The organism is Corynebacterium sp. NML180780, assembly GCF_007786415.1.
GTDB lineage: Bacteria > Actinomycetota > Actinomycetes > Mycobacteriales > Mycobacteriaceae > Corynebacterium > Corynebacterium gottingense.
The window spans coordinates 99,920-121,374 of record NZ_VNKN01000006.1 but is presented as its reverse complement, the minus strand read 5'-3'; the positions used below and the strand labels follow the sequence as shown (position 1 = coordinate 121,374).

Annotated in this window: 20 protein-coding genes and 2 tRNA genes; 13 read left to right on the top strand and 9 right to left on the bottom strand. The window is 64.8% G+C overall.

Going from position 1 to position 21,455, the window contains the following annotated elements; translation table 11 throughout:
- Positions 1–2: 2 nt before the first annotated feature.
- The 4 genes from FPP74_RS05475 to FPP74_RS12215 all read right to left on the bottom strand — a co-directional run bounded on the left by FPP74_RS05475 (position 3) and on the right by FPP74_RS12215 (position 4,205).
- Positions 3–1,481 (bottom strand): cytochrome b/b6 domain-containing protein, encoded by a 1,479-nt coding sequence (locus tag FPP74_RS05475; protein ID WP_144717362.1) that lies wholly within the window; start codon positions 1,479–1,481, stop codon positions 3–5.
- Between the two features lie 7 nt (positions 1,482–1,488).
- Complete coding sequence (locus FPP74_RS05470) at positions 1,489–2,427, bottom strand: electron transfer flavoprotein subunit alpha/FixB family protein (protein WP_095553619.1); 939 nt, start codon at positions 2,425–2,427, stop codon at positions 1,489–1,491.
- Positions 2,428–2,440: 13 nt separating this feature from the next.
- Positions 2,441–3,220: an electron transfer flavoprotein subunit beta/FixA family protein gene (locus tag FPP74_RS05465; RefSeq protein ID WP_095553618.1), complete on the bottom strand. Its 780-nt coding sequence runs from the start codon at positions 3,218–3,220 to the stop codon at positions 2,441–2,443.
- Between the two features lie 88 nt (positions 3,221–3,308).
- Complete coding sequence (locus FPP74_RS12215) at positions 3,309–4,205, bottom strand: DUF1542 domain-containing protein (protein WP_255456080.1); 897 nt, start codon at positions 4,203–4,205, stop codon at positions 3,309–3,311.
- 115 nt (positions 4,206–4,320) lie between these two features.
- Between FPP74_RS12215 and FPP74_RS05455 the strand changes: the two genes are divergently transcribed.
- Positions 4,321–4,395 (top strand) — tRNA-Gly (locus FPP74_RS05455).
- Between the two features lie 39 nt (positions 4,396–4,434).
- Here FPP74_RS05455 and FPP74_RS05450 read toward each other — a convergent pair.
- A complete protein-coding gene (locus FPP74_RS05450; protein ID WP_144717360.1) occupies positions 4,435–4,890 on the bottom strand; it encodes a hypothetical protein in 456 nt (151 codons plus the stop codon).
- A gap of 168 nt (positions 4,891–5,058) precedes the next feature.
- Between FPP74_RS05450 and FPP74_RS05445 the strand changes: the two genes are divergently transcribed.
- The 4 genes from FPP74_RS05445 (at position 5,059) to FPP74_RS05430 (ending at position 8,033) form a co-directional block, all read left to right on the top strand.
- Positions 5,059–5,132, top strand: a tRNA-Pro gene (locus FPP74_RS05445).
- 79 nt (positions 5,133–5,211) lie between these two features.
- Positions 5,212–6,591: a trigger factor gene (tig, locus tag FPP74_RS05440; RefSeq protein ID WP_144717358.1), complete on the top strand. Its 1,380-nt coding sequence runs from the start codon at positions 5,212–5,214 to the stop codon at positions 6,589–6,591.
- A 197-nt stretch (positions 6,592–6,788) separates the two neighbouring features.
- The gene (locus FPP74_RS05435) at positions 6,789–7,379 is read left to right on the top strand and encodes an ATP-dependent Clp protease proteolytic subunit (protein WP_095275432.1); all 591 of its coding nucleotides are present in this window, start codon (positions 6,789–6,791) and stop codon (positions 7,377–7,379) included.
- Positions 7,380–7,412: 33 nt separating this feature from the next.
- Positions 7,413–8,033: an ATP-dependent Clp protease proteolytic subunit gene (locus FPP74_RS05430; RefSeq protein WP_095275433.1), complete on the top strand. Its 621-nt coding sequence runs from the start codon at positions 7,413–7,415 to the stop codon at positions 8,031–8,033.
- 89 nt (positions 8,034–8,122) lie between these two features.
- Here the strand turns inward: FPP74_RS05430 and FPP74_RS05425 are convergent, their stop codons facing one another.
- Both FPP74_RS05425 and FPP74_RS05420 read right to left on the bottom strand, forming a co-directional pair.
- Entirely contained in the window at positions 8,123–8,761 is a 639-nt protein-coding gene (locus FPP74_RS05425; protein WP_133064723.1) for a hypothetical protein, read from the bottom strand.
- A gap of 51 nt (positions 8,762–8,812) precedes the next feature.
- Positions 8,813–9,577: an alpha/beta fold hydrolase gene (locus tag FPP74_RS05420; RefSeq protein ID WP_095275436.1), complete on the bottom strand. Its 765-nt coding sequence runs from the start codon at positions 9,575–9,577 to the stop codon at positions 8,813–8,815.
- A 197-nt stretch (positions 9,578–9,774) separates the two neighbouring features.
- Here FPP74_RS05420 and clpX point away from each other — a divergent pair, with 197 nt between their 5' ends.
- Positions 9,775–11,052 carry an ATP-dependent Clp protease ATP-binding subunit ClpX gene (gene clpX / locus FPP74_RS05415; RefSeq protein ID WP_095275437.1) on the top strand — a complete coding sequence of 426 codons (1,278 nt, stop codon included), beginning with the start codon at positions 9,775–9,777 and terminating at the stop codon, positions 11,050–11,052.
- Between the two features lie 30 nt (positions 11,053–11,082).
- On the opposite strand, the gene FPP74_RS05410 is transcribed toward clpX, so the two are convergent.
- Entirely contained in the window at positions 11,083–11,922 is an 840-nt protein-coding gene (locus tag FPP74_RS05410; protein WP_095275438.1) for a TetR/AcrR family transcriptional regulator, read from the bottom strand.
- A gap of 288 nt (positions 11,923–12,210) precedes the next feature.
- Here FPP74_RS05410 and FPP74_RS05405 point away from each other — a divergent pair, with 288 nt between their 5' ends.
- The 5 genes from FPP74_RS05405 to FPP74_RS05385 all read left to right on the top strand — a co-directional run bounded on the left by FPP74_RS05405 (position 12,211) and on the right by FPP74_RS05385 (position 19,094).
- Positions 12,211–13,200, top strand: a complete 990-nt coding sequence (locus FPP74_RS05405) for a malate dehydrogenase (protein ID WP_370511793.1) — start codon at positions 12,211–12,213, stop codon at positions 13,198–13,200.
- A 22-nt stretch (positions 13,201–13,222) separates the two neighbouring features.
- Complete coding sequence (locus FPP74_RS05400; protein ID WP_095275439.1) at positions 13,223–15,964, top strand: valine--tRNA ligase; 2,742 nt, start codon at positions 13,223–13,225, stop codon at positions 15,962–15,964.
- Between the two features lie 10 nt (positions 15,965–15,974).
- Positions 15,975–17,672 carry a folylpolyglutamate synthase/dihydrofolate synthase family protein gene (locus FPP74_RS05395; protein ID WP_240510487.1) on the top strand — a complete coding sequence of 566 codons (1,698 nt, stop codon included), beginning with the start codon at positions 15,975–15,977 and terminating at the stop codon, positions 17,670–17,672.
- A gap of 4 nt (positions 17,673–17,676) precedes the next feature.
- Positions 17,677–18,546, top strand: coding sequence for a RimK family alpha-L-glutamate ligase (locus tag FPP74_RS05390; RefSeq protein ID WP_186439392.1), 870 nt, complete (start codon positions 17,677–17,679; stop codon positions 18,544–18,546).
- A gap of 68 nt (positions 18,547–18,614) precedes the next feature.
- Positions 18,615–19,094 (top strand): DUF4233 domain-containing protein, encoded by a 480-nt coding sequence (locus FPP74_RS05385; RefSeq protein ID WP_144717354.1) that lies wholly within the window; start codon positions 18,615–18,617, stop codon positions 19,092–19,094.
- On the opposite strand, the gene FPP74_RS05380 is transcribed toward FPP74_RS05385, so the two are convergent.
- Positions 19,091–20,530, bottom strand: a complete 1,440-nt coding sequence (locus FPP74_RS05380; protein WP_186439391.1) for a class I adenylate-forming enzyme family protein — start codon at positions 20,528–20,530, stop codon at positions 19,091–19,093. The two genes, FPP74_RS05385 and FPP74_RS05380, sit on opposite strands and share 4 nt — an antisense overlap.
- 28 nt (positions 20,531–20,558) lie before the next feature.
- On the opposite strand from FPP74_RS05380, the gene FPP74_RS12210 reads away from it, so the two are divergent.
- The gene (locus tag FPP74_RS12210; RefSeq protein ID WP_158221620.1) at positions 20,559–20,882 is read left to right on the top strand and encodes a hypothetical protein; all 324 of its coding nucleotides are present in this window, start codon (positions 20,559–20,561) and stop codon (positions 20,880–20,882) included.
- Positions 20,879–21,289, top strand: coding sequence for a nucleoside-diphosphate kinase (ndk, locus tag FPP74_RS05375; protein WP_095535401.1), 411 nt, complete (start codon positions 20,879–20,881; stop codon positions 21,287–21,289). The genes FPP74_RS12210 and ndk overlap by 4 nt, the downstream gene beginning before the upstream one ends.
- The last annotated feature ends 166 nt before the right edge of the window (positions 21,290–21,455 follow it).

Genomic DNA, 21,455 nt, shown 5'->3' with positions numbered 1-21,455 from the left:
CCCTAGCGCTGCGTCACGTTGCCGGTGCGTGCCGCGATGGGCGCGACGAACATCGGCCGGGCGAGCGCCCAACCGCCCGCGATGACCGCGATGGCGATGACGAAGAGGATCGTGCCCGTCCACCCGGTCGGGTCGTCGGTGGCGGCGAACATCGCGTTGAGGTTGCCGCGCACGCCCGTGGTGAATACGAGCGCGACGTGGATGATCACGAACAGGACGAAGAACAGCATGGTGGGGAAGTGGAGCGCGCGAGCCACGCGCATGGAAATGAAGTTCCACTGCTTCGGCCACAGCGGGCTCATGCGCGCACCCGAGATGATCGCCAGCGGCGACGCCACGAACACCACCAGGAAGTACGACAGCTCCTGCAGGGAGTTGTAGAACACCCACGGGTTCTCGTTCGGCCAATCCAGGCTCAGGTATTGAATGCCCGCCGACACCGCGTTGGGGAAGGTCTCCCAGCTCGTGGGTACGATCCGCATCCACTGGCCGGTGGCAAAAAGCAGGACGTAGAAGATCGCGCCAAGCACGACCCACGCCACGTCCAGTACGACGTGCAGCCACAGGTTCACCGAAATCTTCTCGCGCGGCCTGCTCCGCGGCGCCCAGTACGCCTCCGGCTTCTTCTCGCGACGCTGCGTCAGACCAGTCTTGATGATCATGGCCATGAGGAACATGTTGAAGAAGTGCGACCACGTCAGCCACGCGGGGAAGCCCTCCGGCGCGCTTTCCGGCAGCGGCTGCGCGCCGCTGTAGCGCGCAATGAAGTCCGCGCCCGTGTCCGTCCCGACGAACCAGCGCGCAGCCAGCACACCAATCGCCGCAAGCACGACGAGGATACCGCCCCAAATCCAGGGTTTAGTGCTGTGCGGAGTGCTTTTCGACGCCTCCGTGCCACCCCCCGCACGCTTCGCCGTCGACCCGGCGGCAGCGGCAGGAGTTGCGGGTGTGGCAGGTGTTGCGGGTGCCGCCGGGGTGACGTGCGCTGCCGGCTCTTCTGACTCTGCCGGCGCTGCCGGCTCTGCGGCCGGAGAGTGATCCGCCTCCGGTGCCGGTGCTTCCGCCTGTGCGGAAATTTTCGGTGCTGGGACCTGGGCGGTTTCCGCTGCGGGCCAGGGTTGGCCGCCCGGGGTGCGGGGCAGACCGCGTCGCAGCGGGACGGTGACGTACTCTGCGGCCGCAGAGTGAGCTGGGTTCGGTGCCGGGTCTTCCGCCTGTGCGGAAATTTTCGGTGCTGGGACCTGGGCGGTTTCCGCTGCGGGCCAGGGTTGGCCGCCCGGGGTGCGGGGCAGGCCGCGGCGCAGGGTTACGGTGACGTACTCTGCGGCCGCAAAGTGAGCTTTGTTCGGTGCCGGGTCTTCCGCCTGTGCGGAATGTGCCGCAGCGCCGCCCTTAGGCTCCGGCACCTCCGCAACCTCTACCGGCGGCCACGGTGCCCCGCCGGAAACGCGGGGCAGGCCCTGACGTACGGGTACCTGCATAAAGCGCCTACTTCCTGGACTCGATCTCGGAGATGATCTCGGGCACCACATCGAAGAGGTCGCCGATGATGCCAAAGTCGGCGATCTCAAAGATGGGGGCGTCCTCGTCATTGTTGATGGCAACGATGGTGCCGGAGGTCTGCATGCCCACCAGGTGCTGCACGGCGCCGGAGATGCCCACGCCGATGTACAGCTTCGGGGACACCAGCACACCGGTCTGACCGATCTGCGCCTCGTAGGGGACTTGGTCCTCGTCCACCGCGGAGCGGGTCGCGCCGACGGCGGCGCCCAGGGCGTCCGCGAGGCCGCCGACGAGCTCCTCGAACATGTCGGCATCGCCGAGCGAGACGCCGCCGGCGACGACCTTGTCCGCCGTGGTCAGCTCCGGGCGGGAGGAGGTGCGCTCCACCGGGGTCGACTCGACGACCTCAGCGACGCGGCGCTCGCGTGCGTCACCGGTGACCTCGATGACCTCCGCGTTCGTGGCTGCCGCGCGCGTGTCGACGCTGCCCAGACGCAGCGTGACCACCGGCGCGGAGTGGGTGGCGGCAGCGACGGCGGTGAACGCGCCGCCGTAGTTGGAGTGGTCGGTGACGATGCCCTGGTCGTCGCGCCGGACGTTCGTAGCGTCGGTGAGCAGCGCGCGTCCGGCGCGGATGGCCACGCGGGCGGCCAGGTCGCGGCCGCGCACGTCGTGGGCGGTGAGAATAGCCTGGGGGTTGAACGTATCGATGGCGGCCACGGTGGCGTCGATAAGCGAAAGCTCCGAGGTCGCGACCTTGGTCGCCCCGAGACCGCCGAGGGCGTCGGCGTGGTCGGCGCTGCGGGCGAGGACAACCGGGGCGCCGAGCGTGCTAGCAGCGCCGATGAGCTCTGCGGCTGCGGGGTCGGGCTGGCCGTCGAGCGTGTCGGGCAGGACGACGAGAACCGGATCTGTGGTGGTCATGGTGGGCTCCTAACTAGATAAGGTTCTGAGACTCGAGGAAATCGACCAGCTTGGCGGCGGACGAGCTCGACGCGTCGATGATCTCGCCCTGCTCGCGCGGCGGGCGGCGGTCAATGCTCACCATGATGGCGCGGGCCGGAGTGTAATCCTCGGCGTCAACTCCAAGGTCATCGAGCGTGAGCGTGGTGAGCTCCTTCTTCTTCGCCGCCATGAGGCCCTTGAAGTTGGGGAAGCGCGCGTCCGCGAACTCGTCGGAAACCGCGACGACTGCGGGCAGCTGCGCGCGCAGCGTCGCCGTCGCGTGATCGCCCGCCTGCGTCGCGGTGACGGTGTCACCGTCCACGTCGAGCGAGGTGAGATTGGTCAGCGCGGGCCAGTTCAGCAGCTCGCCCAGCATCGGGGCGATGACGCCCGAGCCGCCGTCCGAGCTCATCGTGCCCGCAACGACGAGGTCGTAGTCGCCGCGCTCGATCAGCTTTGCCAGCACCGTCGCCGTCATCGTCGTGTCTGCGCCGACGAGGCGGTCATCCGTCACCATCGTCGCTTCCTGCGCGCCCATCGCGATCCCCCGGCGCACGGACTCCGCCGCCTGTGCGGGACCGACCGAAAGGACCTCGACCTGAACGTCGTCTTTCCCCAGCTTCTCCGCAATGCGCAGCGCGGCCTCCACCGCGCGCTCGCCAACCTCGTCGGCGGCGACGTCCCCCGAGCGGTCGGTGAGACCGGTCTCCAGGTTCATGTCGCGGTCGCTGTAGGTGTCCGGGACTTCTTTCAGCAACACTGCAATGCGCACTGCGGCTCCTTATATATAGGGCGGTTGAACGTCAAGCAGTTTATCGCACACAGCTCACTGGTCGGGCAGGGCTTTGGCTATCTGCGTGTTAGTCCCCGCCCCCACCGTCGCCGCCCCCGTCACCGCCGTCCCCGCCGAAGAAGCCGCCAAACCAGCCGTCCCCGCCACTGTCACCGTCACTTCCGTCGTCGCCGCGCCCCCGGTTGTCGTCGACGTCGAACCCGCCGCCCCTGCTTTCGTTGTCAAAGGTGGCGTCGCCGGAGGATGGGGTGCTCGACCAGTCACCACTGCTATCTCCGTTGCCTCCGCTGCCAGATGCGGACTCCATCTTCTTGCGGGGATCCTCCTCGGCCTCCGCGTACACGGAGGAGGAGAGTGCCGCAGCACCCGCGGCCCACGTGCCCGCGACGAGCGCCTGCTTCCACCACGGATCGGAGTACCAGCCGGCCGGCACCGGGCGACCCGCGACCGCGCCGCCGGGGTAGAAGTGCGGAGTGCTTACCGACGGCGTGGGTGATGCCAGCAGCGTCGGCCCGTCCTCCTGCCGGATCATCCGTTCTTCGCCCACTCTTCCCGCCTCGAGTTGGCCCCGGAGCTTCGGGAGGGGCGACTCCGTCGCCATGCCCATGATCTCGCGTGCGGCGTTGAGGTAGTGCATGCCCTCCAGCGCCGCGTTGCGGGCGGCGCGTACCTCGTCAGGTGCTTGGGCGTACGCGAGTGCTTTTTGCGCCGCGTCGTGCCGCTCGTTCGCGTCCGCCAGCGCCTGCCGGGACGCCTCGTCCTTGCCCGTGAGCCCCGACAATTGCGTGCCCAGGTGGTCCGTCCAGCGTTTTGCATCGGACACGGCGGCGTCGAAAAGCACGCGCTCGCGCGGGTCGTTGCCACTGCGGTTCACGATGAAGGCGCACAGTGCGATGCCGACGAACAAGAAAACAAACGGCCGCAACACGAACGTCACATCCTTGGGGAGGTCGAGGTTTGTCACCACCGAGAGTATGCATGCCGGGATGATCGCGCAGCAGCGTATGCGGCGCGGGTTTGGTTTCGCCCAGGCTCTGCGCTACACTTTCCACAGCGATTTCGCGCTGATTTCGCGTTTTGGGAATGTCGTATAGTGGCTAATACCTCAGCCTTCCAAGCTGAAGACGCGGGTTCGATTCCCGTCATTCCCTCCACTTTCTCCCGGTGAAACCGGTTGTGCGGGAAACCGCCCATCAACGCTCGAGCACCCTCACCTCGCGTTGGTCAATCCCGGAAGATGACCCGGAGTATTCCACCTTTTCCACGTGTGTGCGAAGCTCCGCGCCCGGGTCGAGCTCGGTCCCAGACTCAATTCCGTTTCCGCAGGCGTTGATCTCTTCCGGCTCGAACCATTCGACGGAGGAGCTTCCATCCGTAAAGATGAGCCCGATGCCGGTGTGGGTTTCCCATGCGCTCGGGTTGCGGTTGATGCTGAAGAAGTCTTGCTCGTCAAAGCCGAGCCCAGCGGCCTGCGACGCGTCGTGGTAGGGGCACCACGCGTACGCCCGATCGACGGTTTTGCCGGTCGACTCGCGGGCGACGTCTGCGAGGGTGAATGGGGCGTCGTGAAGCAAGTGCTCCCGCAGGCCCTGGCTGGGCGCGCACGCAGCGAGGGGGAGTAGTGCAAAGAGCGCGACAGTGCGTTTCATAGCTGTCTCCTTTTTGTTTTGCCATGGTAATTGCTTGTCGATGCCACCGCACCCGGTTTAACGGGGCCTTAATTCCATATCGCGTACGCTGCACGCTACAATTGCTTGGCGTGAGTTGGTAGGGTCCCCCACCATCCTGCTTTACCGCAGCTCATGCCGTAAAAATTGCGGGGCGTGGCGCAGCTTGGTAGCGCACCTGCTTTGGGAGCAGGGGGTCGCAGGTTCAAATCCTGTCGCCCCGACAAGAGCAAGCCCGCTCCTCGTGAGCGGGCTTGCTGCACATACGAATCTTTTTCAATCAACTAGTACAGGAGTTACTTCGTGAAGACTTCCGTCGATAAGCTCAGTGAGACTCGCGTCAAGCTGAACGTGAGCGTCCCCTTCGACGAGCTCGGTAAGGAAATTGACCAGGCTTACAAGTCCATTGCACAGCAGGTCAACATCCCGGGCTTCCGTCGTGGCAAGGCTCCGCGCCAGCTTATCGACGCGCGCTTTGGCCGCGGCCCCATCCTCGAGCAGGTTGTCAACGACATGGTGCCGCAGCGCTACGAGCAGGCCATCGCGGAGAACGAGCTGACCCCGCTGGCCCAGCCGGAGCTGGAGATCACCAAGATCGAGGACAACGACGTTGTCGAGTTCACCGCTGAGGTTGACGTCCGCCCGGAGATCACCGTGCCGGACTTCTCCAAGATCGCTGTGACCGTCCCGGCCATCAAGGTCGACGACGAGGCCGTCGAGGCAGAGCTGGACAACCTGCGCTCCCGCTTCGGCGAGCTCAAGGACACCAAGCGCAAGATGAAGACCGATGACTTTGCCATCATCGACCTCGAGGCAACCGTCAACGGCGAGAAGCTCGAGGACGCTTCCTCCGAGGGCCTGACCTACCAGATCGGCAGCGACGACCTGGTCAAGGGCCTGGACACCGCGCTGCGCGGCATGAAGACCGGCGAGGACGCCGAGTTCACCGCCACCATCGAGCAGGGCGAGCACAAGGGTGAGGAGGCCACCTTCAAGGTCCACGTCCAGCAGTCCAAGGAGCGCAAGCTCCCCGAGCTTGACGACGATTTCGTGCAGGAAGCTTCCGCATACGACACCGTCGACGAGCTGCGCGAGGCTACCAAGTCCCAGCTGGAAGAGGACACCAAGACGAAGCAGGCTGCGGACATCCGCGACGAGGTCCTCAAGGCCGCGCTCTCCGAGTCCACCTTCGAGCTGCCGGACTCCGTTGTTGAGGAGCAGGCGCACAACCAGCTGCACCAGCTGCTCGGCCAGATGGCGCACGACGAGAACGCGCTGGCTCAGCTGCTCGAGGCACAGGGCACCACCCGCGAGGAGTTTGACAAGCAGACCCGCGAGCAGGCAGAGGAGTCTGTGCGCACCCAGCTGTTCCTCGACGCCGTCGCTGAGGAGGAAAAGCCGGAGGTCTCCCAGGAGGAGCTCACCGACCACATCCTGTTCACCGCGCAGTCCTACGGCATGGACCCGAACCAGTTCGTGGCCCAGCTGCAGCAGTCCGGTCAAATTGGCAACCTGTTCGCAGACGTGCGTCGCGGCAAGGCCCTCGCCGCAGCCATCTGCCGCACCTCCGTTACCGACGAGGACGGCAACACCATCGACCCGAACGAGTACTTCGGTGAGATCGAGGATGAGGACGAGGCTGCAGAGTCCAACGAGTCCGCTGAGGCGACCGAAGAGAAGTAAGTGGTCACGGGGGCGTCGATACGCTGCCCCTGCCCAGTGAAGCCACTGCCCCACGTGCGGGCGGTGGCTTTTTTCGTGCGCGGGCGGCGCGAATCGGAGGCGCGTACGCCGGTAGCGAACAGGGTCCACATTGCGCGCGGCCCCGAGTAGGGTAGGGGCATTGACTCAACGGAAACGAAGGATTAAAGGAGCGTCATATGACATCCCCAGCTAACGGCATGAACCTCGGAGACTCCGTCTACGAGCGCCTGCTGCGTGAACGCATCATCTTCCTCGGTCAGCAGGTTGATGATGAGATTGCGAACAAGCTTTGCGCGCAGATCCTGCTGCTGTCCGCGGAGGACCCCACGCGCGACATTTCGCTGTACATTAACTCTCCCGGCGGCTCCGTGACGGCCGGCATGGCGATCTATGACACGATGAAGTACGCGCCGTGCGACGTGGCTACGTACGGCATGGGCCTCGCCGCGTCGATGGGCCAGTTCCTGCTCTCCGGCGGGACGAAGGGCAAGCGCTACGCGCTGCCGCACGCGCGCATCATGATGCACCAGCCGTCCGCAGGCGTCGGCGGCACCGCGGCGGACATTGCGATCCAGGCGGAGCAGTTCGCGCAGACCAAGCGTGAGATGGCTGAGCTCATCGCCGAGCACACCGGCCAGACCTTCGAGCAGATCACCAAGGACTCGGACCGTGACCGCTGGTTCACCGCCCAGCAGGCGTTGGAGTACGGCATCGTCGACCACGTCATTGAGAACGTTGCGCAGACCGACGGCCCAGTTGGTAACTAACCCGGAACACCCTCAACGCAAAGGACTGAACTTATGACTTTCCAGATGCCGAACTCCCGTTACGTCCTGCCGCAGTTCCTGGAGGAAACCTCCTTTGGTACCAAGCAGATCGACCCGTACGGCAAGCTCTTTGAAGAGCGCATTGTCTTCCTGGGCACCCAGGTGGATGACACCTCCGCCAATGACATCATGGCGCAGCTGCTGGTCCTCGAGTCGCAGGACCCGGACCGCGACATCACCATGTACATCAACTCGCCGGGCGGCTCCTTCACCGCACTGATGGCGATTTACGACACGATGCAGTACGTCCGCCCCGATGTGCAGACCGTCTGCCTCGGGCAGGCCGCGTCCGCAGCTGCCGTGATCCTCGCCGCCGGCGCCCCGGGAAAGCGCGCTGCGCTACCCAACTCCCGCGTGCTCATCCACCAGCCGGCCACCCAGGGCACCCAGGGGCAGGTCTCTGACCTGGAGATCCAGGCCAACGAGATCGAGCGCATGCGCCGCCTCATGGAGGACACGCTGGCCCGCCACACGGGCCGCACCGCGGAGCAGGTCCGCGAGGACACCGACCGCGACAAGATCCTTACCGCCCAGGAATCGGTGGAATACGGGATCATCGACCAGGTCTTTGACTACCGCAAGCTCAACGCCTAACGCTTCGCGCGGGTGCTTCCCGCGCTGCACCCAACAACGCCACCCGGCAGTGAACCGGGTGGCGTTGTTTGCGCGCGGACTATCCCGTATTACGCGCAGAACGGCACAGCGTTCTTCACGGCCTCAGGCGCTTGCGCAAACGGCTCGCGGGCCCAGCACACGCCGTTCTCATTCGACCCAGTCGGGTCCACGCTGGTCCAGGTTCCGCCTTCGGAAGTCCAGAAGTACTCCTGCTCGTTTTCAGGCGTGATGGTGCGCGCCCAGGTGCCGTCGCAGAACGTGCTGTACTCCTGGTTGCCGCTGCCCTCGCCCTGCGCCGGCCACGCGCACCCATTCGAGCCGTCATCCACCGGCACCGTCTCCGTAATCACCTGCTCTTCCACCTCGTCCTTTGCGGCTCGGCGGGTGCTGGTCTTGCGCGTGCTCGTGGACTTCTCGGAGGTTTTCTTCGTCGAGGTCTTCTTTTCCGAGCTGGACTTTTCAGAGGCCTTCGACGTGCTTGTCGACGACGACTTCGTCGTTTCCTCCTCGTCGTCCTCGTCCGCGCTCTTCGATGTAGAGGTGGACGTGGACTTCGACGTCGTCGGCGACGCCGTCGTGCTCGTCGCGGGGAAGTCGATCACCGGCTCCGCCAGGCGAGCTTCGTCGCCCTCGGAAGACGAGCAACCCGCCAATACCGTTGCAGCAACGAGCGCTGCGAGAACAGACTGGGTACGGTTGCGTTTCACGAGCAGATCCTTTCCGGCGACGATGAACGCTACTAGCGTAGCCGATGCGGCCTAGAGAAACGCGGTCAAGGCCCGGTTGAATTCCTCGGGGCGCTCGATGCCAACCTGGTGCGAACCAGGGTCGATCACCACCGACTTCACCGGCCCCGCGACGCCGCGCGCGATCTTCTCCAACTCTGCGGGAGGCGTTGACGGGTCCTGTGCTCCGGCGATCGTCAGCACCGGGCAGGTGATCTCGCCCAGGCGGTCGGCAAAGTCCCACTTGGCCAGGGCGTCGCCGTTTTGTGCGTAGCCTTCACCGTCGATGCCGGACACCATGTCATGGATACGCTGCACCTCGTCCGGGTGCGATTTCCGGAACCCGTCGGTGAACCAGTTGCCCATCATCCCGTCGGCCAGCGCCGCTGTGCCCTGCTCGCGGGTGAGGGCGGTGCGCTCGGACCACTTGTCCTGCCCGCCAAGGTAGGTGGCGGTGCAGGCGAACACAGCCTTGTCCACGCGGCCGCTGGTGGCGGCGATGTACTGCGCCAGCGCCCCGCCGAGCGAAAGTCCGACGATGCTGAAGCGGTCCACGCCCGCCTCGTCGAGGGCGTGGAGGATGTCGGACGCGAGGTCGTCGATAAGCGATGCCCCGGGCGCAACCCGAGCCTTGTCGGACTTGCCGTGACCGCGGTGATCAACGGTGACGACACGGAAGGCGCCCTCCAAGACGGGGACCTGTTTGGACCAGGCCTCGTGTGTTGTGGCGATGGAGCTGAGCAGCACCACCGTCGGGCGAGTCGGATCCCCATGTTCGGTGACGTGAAGGTGAGTCATTGTCTGCGTCCTTTCCGCTGAAATGCAGGTCCGGCAACCATTGTTGCGCAAAACGGGAACCAGCGTGGGCGTGCGCCCGTTGGTTTGACGTAGGAACTACACTTGAAATCTAACCTTTTGGTCAGTCCGTGGCGGGGGCACGTATATTGCACGGAAAGACCGCACGGCGATTGCACGAACGGGAGTAAATAGCGCACATGGCAGCAACACACGACGGATCGGATCTGCTTAAGTGCTCGTTTTGCGGAAAGAGCCAGAAGCAGGTCCGCAAGCTCATCGCAGGCGGCGGTGTGTACATCTGCGATGAGTGCATTGAGCTGTGCAACGAGATCATCGAAGAGGAGCTCGCGAGCTCGCAGCAGGGGCAGGCTGGTGACCCGGAGCGGCTCCCGCGGCCGTCCGAAATCACGGCGTTTTTGGACCAGTACGTCATTGGGCAGGATCAGGCGAAGCGGACGCTCGCCGTCGCGGTGTACAACCACTACAAGCGCATCAAGGCAGAGTCGCTTGCATCGACGGGGCGCCGCCGCGAGGAGGACGTGGAGATCTCCAAATCCAACATTCTTCTGCTCGGCCCGACCGGCTCCGGTAAGACGTACCTTGCGCAAACGCTGGCCCGAATGCTCAACGTCCCGTTTGCAATCGCGGACGCGACAAGCCTGACCGAAGCCGGGTACGTGGGCGAGGACGTGGAGAACATCCTGCTGAAGCTGCTGCAGGCGGCGGACTTTGACGTCAACCGCGCGCAGACTGGGATCATCTACGTCGACGAGGTAGACAAGATCTCGCGCAAGTCGGAGAACCCGTCGATCACGCGTGACGTCTCCGGCGAGGGCGTGCAGCAGGCGCTGCTGAAGATCCTGGAGGGCACGGTCGCGTCGGTCCCGCCGCAGGGTGGGCGCAAGCACCCGAATCAGGAATTCATCCAGCTTGATACCACGAACATCCTGTTCATCGTGGCCGGCGCCTTCGCTGGTCTGGACAAGGTCATCGCGGAGCGCGTGGGTAAGAAGGGGATCGGTTTCGGCGCAGAGATCGACTCGAAGGCGGAGCGCGACGAGGCCAACCTGCTTTCCCAGGTGCAGCCGGCCGACCTGGTGAAGTTCGGACTGATCCCCGAGTTCATCGGCCGTCTGCCGGTGCTGGCCAGCGTGGAGGACCTGGACCGCGACGCCATGGTGCGTGTGCTCACGGAGCCGAAGAACTCCCTGGTGAAGCAGTATCAGCGCCTGTTCGCTATGGACGGTGCCGAGCTTGAGCTGGATGGCGAGGCGCTCGGGCTCATTGCAGACAAGGCGGCGGAACGCAAGACCGGCGCTCGCGGACTGCGCGGGATCATGGAGGAGCTGTTGGTGCCCATCATGTACGACCTCCCCGACCGTGAGGGCGTGAACCGCGTGGTCATCTCCGCGGACGTGGTGCGGGGCGAGGCCGAGCCGCAGTACCTGACGGACGAAGAGCAGCGCTCGGCCTAAGCGCGCCCTGCGCGCGGGTCGCGGCGCGCGTTAGTAAATGCGCGTCTCCGGGTCGTCGAGATAGTCGGCGCTCACATCCGCGATGGTGTGGACTTCGGGTAAGTCCGTCGCGTCCGCCGCAGGCGTCGGTTCCAAGTAGCTGTCGTACCCGGACGGGGAAATGTTGGTGGTCAGGAACGCGATGACCGCGTCGATGACCATCCTGCGCAGGCCAGTGTTGTTGCGCTCGGAGCGAAAGTTTATGTTGCGCAGCCCCTCCGCGACGTCGCCCAAAGCGGTGGGGAAGAAGCTGAGCGAGACGAGCAACACCAGTACGTCATCGGCCGAGATTCCGGGGCGGAACGCGCCCGAGTCCTGACCGATGAGCAGGAGGCGTTCCAGGTGCAGCGCGACGGTGTCGGTGCGCTGGGTGAGTGCCGACGTGGTGCCGTCAAGCACCGGGTCCAACTCCTCGCGCAGCAGGATGCCTGCGGAATCGGGGTTATGCTTGACGGCCGTGTAGAGCGCGTCGATGAACTTGCGCATCCCCTCGACGGGTACGGCGTAGGAGCGATTCAACACGTGCTCGGGTGGGGTGAGGCGCTCGAGGGCGCGCAGCGTCGCCCGCGTATACAGTCCTTTTTTGTCCCCGAAGTTGTAGTGGATCTTGCGCTTGGACATACCGGATTCCTTGGCAATCGCTTCCAGCTTCGTGTCGTGGAACCCGTCCGCGGCAAACATTCGCAGCGCGGTATCGACGACCGCGTCCAGCGAGTCGGAAGATGCGGCGCCGGAGTCGGCCCGCGCTTCGCCCGTATCTGAGGTCTGGGCAGCCCCGTCAATTGCGTCAACTGCGTCAGCTGCGTCACTGCTCTTGTGCTGTTGCGTCACAGGGTCTCCTTCGGGTCATGCAGGGCGGGCAGGGGTCGGTGCGCGTCAACGCCAAGGTCATACGTTTCCATCGTGCACCACATGCGCCCCCGATGTCCCCATTCGAAGCGAAAACCACAGAAGCTGGCCAAAGTTGTGCCCAAATGGGGGGAGCAGCGCGAGAACCTACCGGCGTCGCGTTTCTATACTCGTCGGGTATGCGATCGCGTCGTCTGCATCATGAGGGTCATCGCAGGGCCATTTCAGACGGCGAGCAAGCAGTCGAGCACACATCCGAGCCAAGGAGTCATGATGACGAAATCCCCGGTACAGCCCGTCAACGTTGTGGTCACTGGAGCCGCAGGCAATATTGCGTACTCGCTGCTCTGGCGTGTCGCCTCCGGCGACGTCTTTGGCAAGGACCAGCCGGTCAACCTCACGCTGCTGGAGATCCCGGCTGCCGTGCGCGCCGCGGAGGGGACCGCGATGGAACTCGCCGATTCTGCACTCCCGCTGCTCAACACCATCACTGTCGCGGACAACGCAGCCAAGGCGTTCGAGGGAGCGAACGCGGCGTTCCTGGTCGGCGCCAAGCCGCGCGGAAAGGGCGAGTCTCGCGCCGACATGCTCGCGGCCAACGGCAAGATTTTCATCGAGCAGGGCAAGGCGCTGAACGACGCCGCAGCGCAGGACGTCCGCGTCCTCGTCGTGGGCAACCCCGCCAACACTAACGCCTACATCGCATCGAAGTCGGCCCCGGACATTCCGGGCGATCGCTTCAACGCGATGATGCGCTTGGACCACAACCGCGCGCTGTCCATGCTGGCGCAGCACCTCGACGTGCCCTCCACCGCGCTCGAGCGGGTGGTGGTGTGGGGTAACCACGCCGACACGCAGTTCCCAGACATCACCTACGCCACCGTGAACGGCGAGCCGCTGGCCAACAAGGTGGACCGGGACTGGTACGTCGACGAGTTCATCCCGCGCGTGGCCAAGCGCGGCGGCGAGATCATCGAGGTGCGCGGGAAGTCCTCCGCGGCGTCGGCGGCGTCTGCCGCCGTGGACCACATGCGGGACTGGGTGCAGGGGACCGATGGGCGTTGGGTGACGGTGGCGCAGGCGTCGACAAGCGAATACGGCGTCGACGCTGGCCTGGTCTTCGGCGTGCCGGCAGTGGGGACCGGCGGGACGTGGGAGCCCGTCGCAGGGCTGGAGGTGAGCGACTTCCAGCGCGAGCGCATCCAGGCGAACGTGGACGCGCTCAAGCACGAAGCCGAAGTGGCTGACGCGCTGTTCTGAGCGGGGGCTATGATGGGCAACCGTGAGTGAAGCGACGAATGATTTAGTAGGCAAGAACCGCGCGGACGCCCTTCCCAAGAGCTGGGAGCCGCAGGACCACGAGTCCACGCTGTACGAGAAGTGGGTGGACAAGGGCTACTTCACGGCGGACCCCGCATCCGACAAGCCCGCCTACTCCATCATGCTGCCGCCGCCGAACGTGACCGGCCAGCTGCACATGGGCCATGCGCTCGACCACACGCTGATGGATTCCCTCGTGCGCCGCAAGCGAATGCAAGGCTACGAGGTGCTGTGGCTGCCCGGCATGGACCACGCCGGCATTGCTACGCAGACCAAGGTGGAGGCGAAGCTCAAGGCTGAGGAAGGGAAGGACCGCTACGACTACGGCCGCGAAGAGTTCATCGATCGCGTCTGGGAGTGGAAGCAACAGTACGGCGGCACGATCACCACGCAGATGCGTGCGATCGGCGATTCGGTCGACTGGTCGCGGGAGCGCTTTACGCTGGATGATGGGCTGTCCAAGGCGGTGCAGACCATCTTCAAGCAGCTGTACGACCAGGGCATGGTGTACCGCGACTACCGCCTGGTGAACTGGTCGCCGGTGCTCGAGACCGCGGTGTCGGACATTGAGGTCGTATACAAGGACGTCGAGGGCGAGTTCGTCTCTATCCGGTACGGCTCGCTTGACGACGATGCGCCGCACCTCGTCGTGGCCACCACCCGTGTCGAAACCATGCTGGGTGACGTGGCGATCGCCGTCCACCCCGATGACGAGCGGTACGCGCACCTCATCGGCGAGGAGTTCGACCACCCGCTGCGCGACGACCTCACGGTCAAGGTCATCGCCGACGACTACGTGGATATGGAGCTGGGCACGGGTGCGGTGAAGATCACGCCGGCGCACGACCCGAACGATTACGAGATGGGCCTGCGCCACAACCTGGACATGCCGATCATCATGGATGAGCAGGCCCGCATTGCCAACACTGGCACCCGCTTCGACGGTTTGAGCCGCGAGGAAGCGCGCGTCGCCGTGCGCGAGGCGCTCGCGGAGCAGGGCCGCATTGTCAAGGAGATTCGCCCCTACGTGCACTCCGTGGGCCACTCGGAGCGCTCCGGCGAGCCGATCGAACCACGCCTGTCGCTGCAGTGGTTTGTCAAGGTGGATGAGATGGCTAAGATGTCCGGCGACGCCGTGCGCAACGGCGACACGGTGATCCACCCGCAGTCGATGGAGAAGCGCTACTTCGACTGGGTAGACAACATGCACGACTGGACCATCTCGCGCCAGCTGTGGTGGGGGCACCGCATCCCGATCTGGTACGGGCCGGAAGACGAAAACGGCGAGCGCGACGTGGTGTGCGTCGGCCCCGACGAGGAAGCGCCCGCCGGCTACGAGCAGGACCCGGACGTGTTGGACACCTGGTTCTCCTCCGCGCTGTGGCCGTTCTCCACGATGGGCTGGCCCGAGAAGACGCCTGAGCTGGACAAGTTCTACCCGACCTCCGTCCTCGTCACCGCGTACGACATCCTGTTCTTCTGGGTGGCGCGCATGATGATGTTTGGCACCTTTGCCGGTAAGTTCACCCCGGAAATCCTCGGCGAGGGCAAGGGTGGCCGGCCGCAGGTGCCCTTCACGGACCTCTACCTGCACGGCCTGGTGCGCGACGAAAAGGGCCGCAAGATGTCGAAGTCCCTGGGCAACGGCATCGATCCGATGGACTGGGTCGGCCGCTTCGGTGCGGATGCGCTGCGCTTTGCCCTGGCCCGCGGCGCGAACCCGGGCGTGGACCTGCCCATCGGCGACGACCACGCCGTGGCCGCCCGCAATTTTGCTACCAAGCTGTACAACGCCACGAAGTTCGCGCTGATGAACGGCGCCGGGGTCGGCGAGCTGCCGCAGCGCCAAGCGCTTACCGACGCCGACCGCTGGATCCTCGACCGCGCCGAGGAACTTCGCAAGCGCGTCGACGCCTACCTGGACGACTACCAGTTTGCCAAGGCCAACGAGGCGCTCTACCACTTCGCCTGGGACGAGCTGTGCGACTGGTACCTCGAGATTGCCAAGACCCAGATCCCGCGTACTGATGCTGACGCGTCAGCGGAAGAGCAGCAACGGGGCCGCACAACCCAGATCGTGCTGGGCCGTGTCCTCGACGTGGTCCTGCGCGTGCTGCACCCGACCATGCCGTTTATTACCGAGGTCCTGTGGACTGCGCTGACCGGTGAGGAGACCGTAACCACGGCTGCGTGGCCGACCGCAGACGACACCAACGGTGGTGTGGAGACGGACCTCGACGCGCGCCGTCGCGTCGAGGACTCCATCAAGCTCATCACCGAGCTGCGCCGTTTCCGCGCCGACCAGGGCGTGAAGCCGTCACAGAAGGTGCCGGCGCGCTTGGACTTCGCGTCCGCGGATCTGGCTGGCCAGGAGGACATGGTGCGCCAGATCGCTCGAGTAGAGGCGCCGGGTGAGGACTTTGCAGCGTCGGCAAGCATCGAGATGCGCCTGAGCCAGGTCAACCTCGACGTGGCGCTGGATACCTCCGGCACGGTCGACGTGGCTGCCGAGCGCAAGCGCCTGGAGAAGGAGCTCGCCGCCGCGCAGAAAGAGCTGGACACCACCGGTGCGAAGCTGTCCAACGAGCAGTTCCTGACCAACGCGCCGGAGCAGGTCGTGGAAAAGATCAAGGTGCGGCAGAAGGTTGCGCAAGAGGAATTCGAGCGCGTGACCGCGCGACTGGAAACGCTGCCGGAGAAGTAGACTGGCTCGCATGAGCGAGCAGTACGACCACAGCGACAACACCACCCACGGCGACGAGCAGGAACGTGACGAGCTCACGCCGGTGCGTGAGCGCGACACGGAGTTCGGCCGTATCTCCATGACGGACAGTGGCATGACGCTGAATCTGGGTGGTACTCGGGATCTGGGTGATACTCGGGCCGCCGACAGCGTCGAGCCCGACGGGTCTCCGGAAGGCTCGGAGAACGACGAGCTTGCGCGCCTCGCTGGGCTGGTGGGGATGCGCGTTGGGCAGCTGGCGAGCGACGACGGCGAGCCGATCAGTCGGGTTCCTGAGTACTCCGGGGATAGCGCTGCACTCACGCGGGTCAGCGAGAAGCTTGATGCTCGCGCCGGTGCTGCCGACCCGAACCCGAGCCTTGACCGCGTTGCCGCATTGATGGATTTACTCGGTTCGCCCGAGCACACGCTGAAGGTGATCCAGGTCGCGGGCACGAACGGGAAGACGTCGACCGCGCGGATGACCGAGTCGTTGCTGCGCGCACTGGGACACCGCGTGGGGCTGTTCACCAGCCCTGAGCTCACGCGGGTGACCGAGACGATGCTCATCGACGGCGCCGAGATCGCGCCGGAACGCTTCGCGGAAATCTTTGACGAGCTCGAGCCCTTCGTGGAAATGGTCGACGCGCAGTTTGCCACCCCGCTGAGCCGCTTTGAGGTGCTCGTAGCCATGGCGTTCGTGGCGTTTGCGGACGCGCCCGTCGACGTCGCCGTCCTGGAGGTCGGCATGGGCGGGACCTGGGACGCGACGAATGTGGTGGACGCCGATGTCGCCGTGATTACCCCGATCGGGCTTGACCACCAAGCGTTCCTTGGCCAGACCATTGCCGCGATCGCGGCACAGAAGGCCGGGATTATTAAGCCCCGCGAGGCGGACGCGTTGAGCGCGTTGAGCCCGGCGGAAAACATTGCGGTGGTCGCCGAGCAGGAGCCGGACGCAATGCACGCGATTCTCGAGCGTGCGGTCGACACAGAGGCAATCGTTGCTCGGAGCGGCAGCGAGTTCTCGGTAGGGAAGTCCACGGTTGCCGTCGGCGGCCAACAGCTCACGCTGCGCGGACTCGGTGGAGAGTACGACGGCATCTTCCTCCCACTCGCGGGCGCCCACCAGGCGGCGAATGCGTCGCTTGCGCTCGCCGCGGTGGAGGCGTTCTTCGGCGTGACCCGCGAGCACCCGCTTGATGCCGACGCCGTTCGCGCGGGATTTGACCAGGTGACGGTCCCGGGGCGGATTGAGCGGTTTGGTAAGGACCCGGTCGTGCTTATCGACGCCGCCCATAATCCCCACGGCGCCCGCACCCTCGCCTCCGCACTCGAGCGGGACTTCAACTACACGGGTCTGATCGGCGTGGTGTCGATTTTTGGGGACAAAGACGCACGCCAGATGCTGACAGCGCTGGAGCCCGAGCTGCGCGAGGTAGTGATTACTCAGAACTCATCCCCACGTGCGATGGACGTCGACGAGCTGGCGGAGGTGGCGTACGACGTGTTCGGTGATGACCGCGTTCGAATCGAGGCGCATCTGCCGGCGGCGGTGGAACTGGCGCGCGAGGTCGCCGAAGAGTCTGGCGAAGACGGCATGGGCGTGTTGGTCACCGGGTCCATCGCCACCGCCGGTGATGCCCGCACCTACCTCACTGCGCTGGACGCGCAGGAGCCCGAGGCGTAGTGCGGTGGGCTGCGACGCTGCCTGGCTGGTGACCAACCGCTGGCTGCACTGGGACAAGTTTGAGTGGCAGTTCGGCGCTCTTGCGCGTGCGGCCGGCGCGGTCGGGCTTGATTTGCGGCGAGTGAGTAGCGATGAGGTTGTCGCCGCGATGGGCACCGGTCCGCTGCCGCGCGTCGCGCTTATCCAGGACAAAGACGTTGCCGTCGTCGCACAGCTCGAAGCGCTGGGGGTGCGCACCATCAACACCGCGACCGCGATCGCTGCGTGCGATAACAAGGCGTACACGCACGCGGTGCTTTCGCACGCCGGCATTGCGCACCCGTGTACGTTGACTGCGCCGCTGGCGTACCGGAACTTATCGGCCGCGGAATGGGAGGAGAGCGAATTTCTCGCTGCCGTAGACCTTCAGTTGGGCTACCCGGTCGTGGCGAAACGTGCAATCGGCTCGTGGGGGCAGGGGGTCGAGCTGATCCACGCCCCCGCGGAGCTGGTCGCGTTCCTCCGCGCCGCTCATCCTGCGCCCGTGATCGTGGAGGAATACATCGCTGAATCCCACGGCCACGACGCCCGCATCTTCATGGTTGGTGAGACCCCAGTTGCTGCGATGCAAAGGTTCGGCCAGGGAGGTGACTTCCGCGCCAACGTGACCGGTGGCGGTCGCGCGGTGCCGTGGGATCCGCCCGCGGACTTCGTGGACACTGCACGCACAGCGATGGGCGCGCTCGGCCTGGATATTGGCTCGGTCGATTTCCTCCATGCGTCCAGTCCGCTTGTCGGCGAGGTGAACTCGAACGCCCAATTTGCCTCCCTCACGGAGGTGACGGGAATCGACGTCGCCGCTCGAGTAATTGAGTACTGCGTCCAGGCGCGTTGATCGAAGCGCTTGTCGACGCCACCGCGCACCAGTTATGGCCCAACCGTTCTCAGCGATACGATGAGGGCATGGCTGACCAGAACAACACCCGGCGCTCGCGCCGCGGCGCGCGTCGCGAGCCGGATATGAGCCCCCTCGGCCCGGGCAAGGCCCCGGTCAAAGACCCGATGACAGGCCTGACCGGCGTACTTTCCGGCACGCTCGTGATGGAAGCGATCACGATCTTCCTCATCCTCACCGTGATTCTCAAGGTTGAGAACGGGGAGCTCTGGACCACGTTTAACTGGGTCTACGTCACCGTCATCGGCCTCGCGCACGTGGTCGTTGCGTTCTTCCAGAAGAAGCCGGTCATGCTGTGGGTGGACCTGGCGCTCCAGATTCCGCTCATCTTCGGGTTTTTCATCCACTGGTCCGTCACTGCCGTCGGCATCACGTTCGGCGTGGTGTGGTTCTTCATCATCAAGCTGCGCTCGGAGATGCTGCAGCGTATGCGCGCCGGGTACCTAGTTACCCAGCACCTGGGCACTGCAGAAGACCCGGCGCGCTAGTCTGCGTGCGGCAGGTCGCGCAGCTGGGTGCGGAGGATTTTCCCGGCTGCGCTACGGGGGATCTCTTCGACAAAATCTACGACGCGCACCTTCTTGTACGGCGCGACCCGGTCAGCCACGAACCGCATGACACCGTCGGCTGTGAGGCGGGCAGACGTGGCTGCCGGTGAGGGTGCGGGCACGACGAAGGCGCGGGGGACCTCGGTGCCATTGAGCACAAAGGGGGTGACGGCGGCGTCGACAATTGCTTCATGCTCGAGCAGCGTGGCCTCCAGCTCGGCCGGAGCGATCTGGTAGCCCTTGTATTTGATCGTGTCTTTGGCGCGTCCGATGATGTAGAGCTCGCCGTGCGTCCCCACGCGCGCGAGGTCCCCGGTTTGAAACCATTCACCGATCGGCTCTTGCCCGAGGTAGCCGCGCATGAGCTGTGGCCCGGCGACGGATAATTCACCGTCGGGACCGATGCGGAAGCGGGTATCGGGGAGCGGGAACCCCACCGAGTCCGGAGGCGTTTCGCCGCGCACGCCAACAAAGGTGACCGGCGACGTCTCGGTCATTCCGTACCCCTGGATCACGCTCGCGCCCAGTCGCGACTCCACCGTTCGTGCCACCGTGGGGTCGAGTCGATCCGCGCCGCTGATGATCAGTTCGAGTGCGTTGAAGGCATCGGCCGGGGCGGTCTCGAGGACGCGCGCGAGCGGCGGGGCGATGAATGTGAGCTGCACGGCGAAATCGCGGTGCGCGCTCACAAAGCGCTCCGGATCAAAGCGCTGCATCGTGAGCACGTGATGCCCCAGCATGAGCGGGGTGAGCAGCAGCGCGGTCAAGCCATAGATGTGTGAGAAGGGCAGCGGCGACATCGTCGGGGTGTGAGTACCCACCCCACTTCGTGCAATCGCTGCAGCAAACTGGGTCATGTTTGCGCTTACCGACGCCCCCGTCAACCCCACCGCCTTCTGCATCCCCGTGGTGCCCGACGAGTACGGAACGAAGGCGAGCTCTTGTGCATTCGCAGCACTGACTGCGGGCGTGTGGTTAGCAGCGTCGCGGCGTGGCCAACCGGCGGGAGTCGTGCCGCGTATCAGCGCTTGCGCCTGCTCCATCCGGATGAGGCCGAGTTGTGGGTCTGCGCCGGCGAGCTCGGCGAGATGTCTCGCTTCATGGTTGCGAAGTAGCGGGCCGATCAGACTGGACGCTGCACCCGCCTGGGCGATGCCGAGGATCACGGCCGCAAACTCCACCGAGTTTGGGAGTTGGACCGCGATGACGGGGGAGGGTGATGTTGTGGCGTGGGCCAGTACGCGCGAGACGTTGTTAGCGAGTGTGCGGAGCTCGCGGTAGGTCACCGTCGTGCCCGTGGACAGGTCTGTCAACGCGGGTGCGTCAGGAAGGCCTTGGCTAAGCGCGAGCTCATGGAGCGGAACATGCTGGTACATCCCCCTAAACCTTAGTAGCTTGGAGGGCATGCGATTCTTCCTGCTGGTGCTTGCTGCGGTGATGTCGCTTGTCGCCGTTGGTGCGTCGTTGTTTGCGTGGCCGAGTTGGGTCGGCGCCGCTGCGATCGTGATCGCGGGCGGTGCTTTGGCATGTGCGCTGTACATGAAGTATCAGGACATGGGTGCCCCGGATCTTTCGCTTGACCCGGAACAGCGTACGACAATTATGCGGATGATCCGTGAGGGAAATGAAGATGGTGCGGTTCGGCAGGTGCAGTTGTGGAAACGTGACGCGACGCCCGCAGATGCATCGCGCATCGTGCGAGAGGTTTCGGTAGAGTCTGGTCCATGACCGAACGTACTTTGATTCTTATTAAGCCGGACGGCGTTGCCCACGGGCACGTCGGTGAAATCATTTCCCGCATCGAGCGCAAGGGCTTGAAGTTGGTGGAGATGGATCTGCGTACCGCGGACCGCGAGACCGCCGAGAAGCACTACGAAGAGCACAAGGATAAGCCGTTCTTCGGTGACCTCGTAGACTTCATCACCTCTGCGCCGCTGGTTGCTGGCATCGTTGAGGGCGAGTCTGCGATCGCTGCCTGGCGCCAGCTGGCAGGCGGCACCCACCCGGTGGAGAAGGCGACCCCGGGTACCATCCGTGGCGACTTCGCGCTGACCGTCGGTGAGAACGTGGTGCACGGTTCCGATTCCCCGGAATCTGCAGAGCGTGAGATCGCCATCTGGTTCCCCAACAAGTAACCAACCACACCAAACTTTCGACAACGCTACCCCCGGAAGAGCGCATCCTGGGGTAGCGTTTTCTATGCTTTCCTGGGCAAAATTCGTAAATCATTCAGATGATTTATTGCGACTCAATACATATGTCACAATGCATAGGAAAGCGTCACGCTGCGATGAGTCCATC

What these genes read in the sequence shown, in the direction of transcription:
- FPP74_RS12210 (WP_158221620.1), top strand. Translation starts at nt 20,559, where the DNA reads ATGCGATTCTTCCTGCTGGTGCTTGCTGCGGTGATGTCGCTTGTCGCC.
- FPP74_RS05395 (WP_240510487.1), top strand. Translation starts at nt 15,975, where the DNA reads ATGAGCGAGCAGTACGACCACAGCGACAACACCACCCACGGCGACGAG.
- FPP74_RS05470 (WP_095553619.1), bottom strand. Translation starts at nt 2,427, where the DNA reads ATGACCACCACAGATCCGGTTCTCGTCGTCCTGCCCGACACGCTCGAC.
- FPP74_RS05435 (WP_095275432.1), top strand. Translation starts at nt 6,789, where the DNA reads ATGACATCCCCAGCTAACGGCATGAACCTCGGAGACTCCGTCTACGAG.
- FPP74_RS05385 (WP_144717354.1), top strand. Translation starts at nt 18,615, where the DNA reads ATGGCTGACCAGAACAACACCCGGCGCTCGCGCCGCGGCGCGCGTCGC.
- FPP74_RS05450 (WP_144717360.1), bottom strand. Translation starts at nt 4,890, where the DNA reads ATGAAACGCACTGTCGCGCTCTTTGCACTACTCCCCCTCGCTGCGTGC.
- FPP74_RS05380 (WP_186439391.1), bottom strand. Translation starts at nt 20,530, where the DNA reads ATGTACCAGCATGTTCCGCTCCATGAGCTCGCGCTTAGCCAAGGCCTT.
- FPP74_RS05475 (WP_144717362.1), bottom strand. Translation starts at nt 1,481, where the DNA reads ATGCAGGTACCCGTACGTCAGGGCCTGCCCCGCGTTTCCGGCGGGGCA.
- FPP74_RS05430 (WP_095275433.1), top strand. Translation starts at nt 7,413, where the DNA reads ATGACTTTCCAGATGCCGAACTCCCGTTACGTCCTGCCGCAGTTCCTG.
- FPP74_RS05405 (WP_370511793.1), top strand. Translation starts at nt 12,211, where the DNA reads ATGATGACGAAATCCCCGGTACAGCCCGTCAACGTTGTGGTCACTGGA.
- FPP74_RS05420 (WP_095275436.1), bottom strand. Translation starts at nt 9,577, where the DNA reads ATGACTCACCTTCACGTCACCGAACATGGGGATCCGACTCGCCCGACG.
- ndk (WP_095535401.1), top strand. Translation starts at nt 20,879, where the DNA reads ATGACCGAACGTACTTTGATTCTTATTAAGCCGGACGGCGTTGCCCAC.
- clpX (WP_095275437.1), top strand. Translation starts at nt 9,775, where the DNA reads ATGGCAGCAACACACGACGGATCGGATCTGCTTAAGTGCTCGTTTTGC.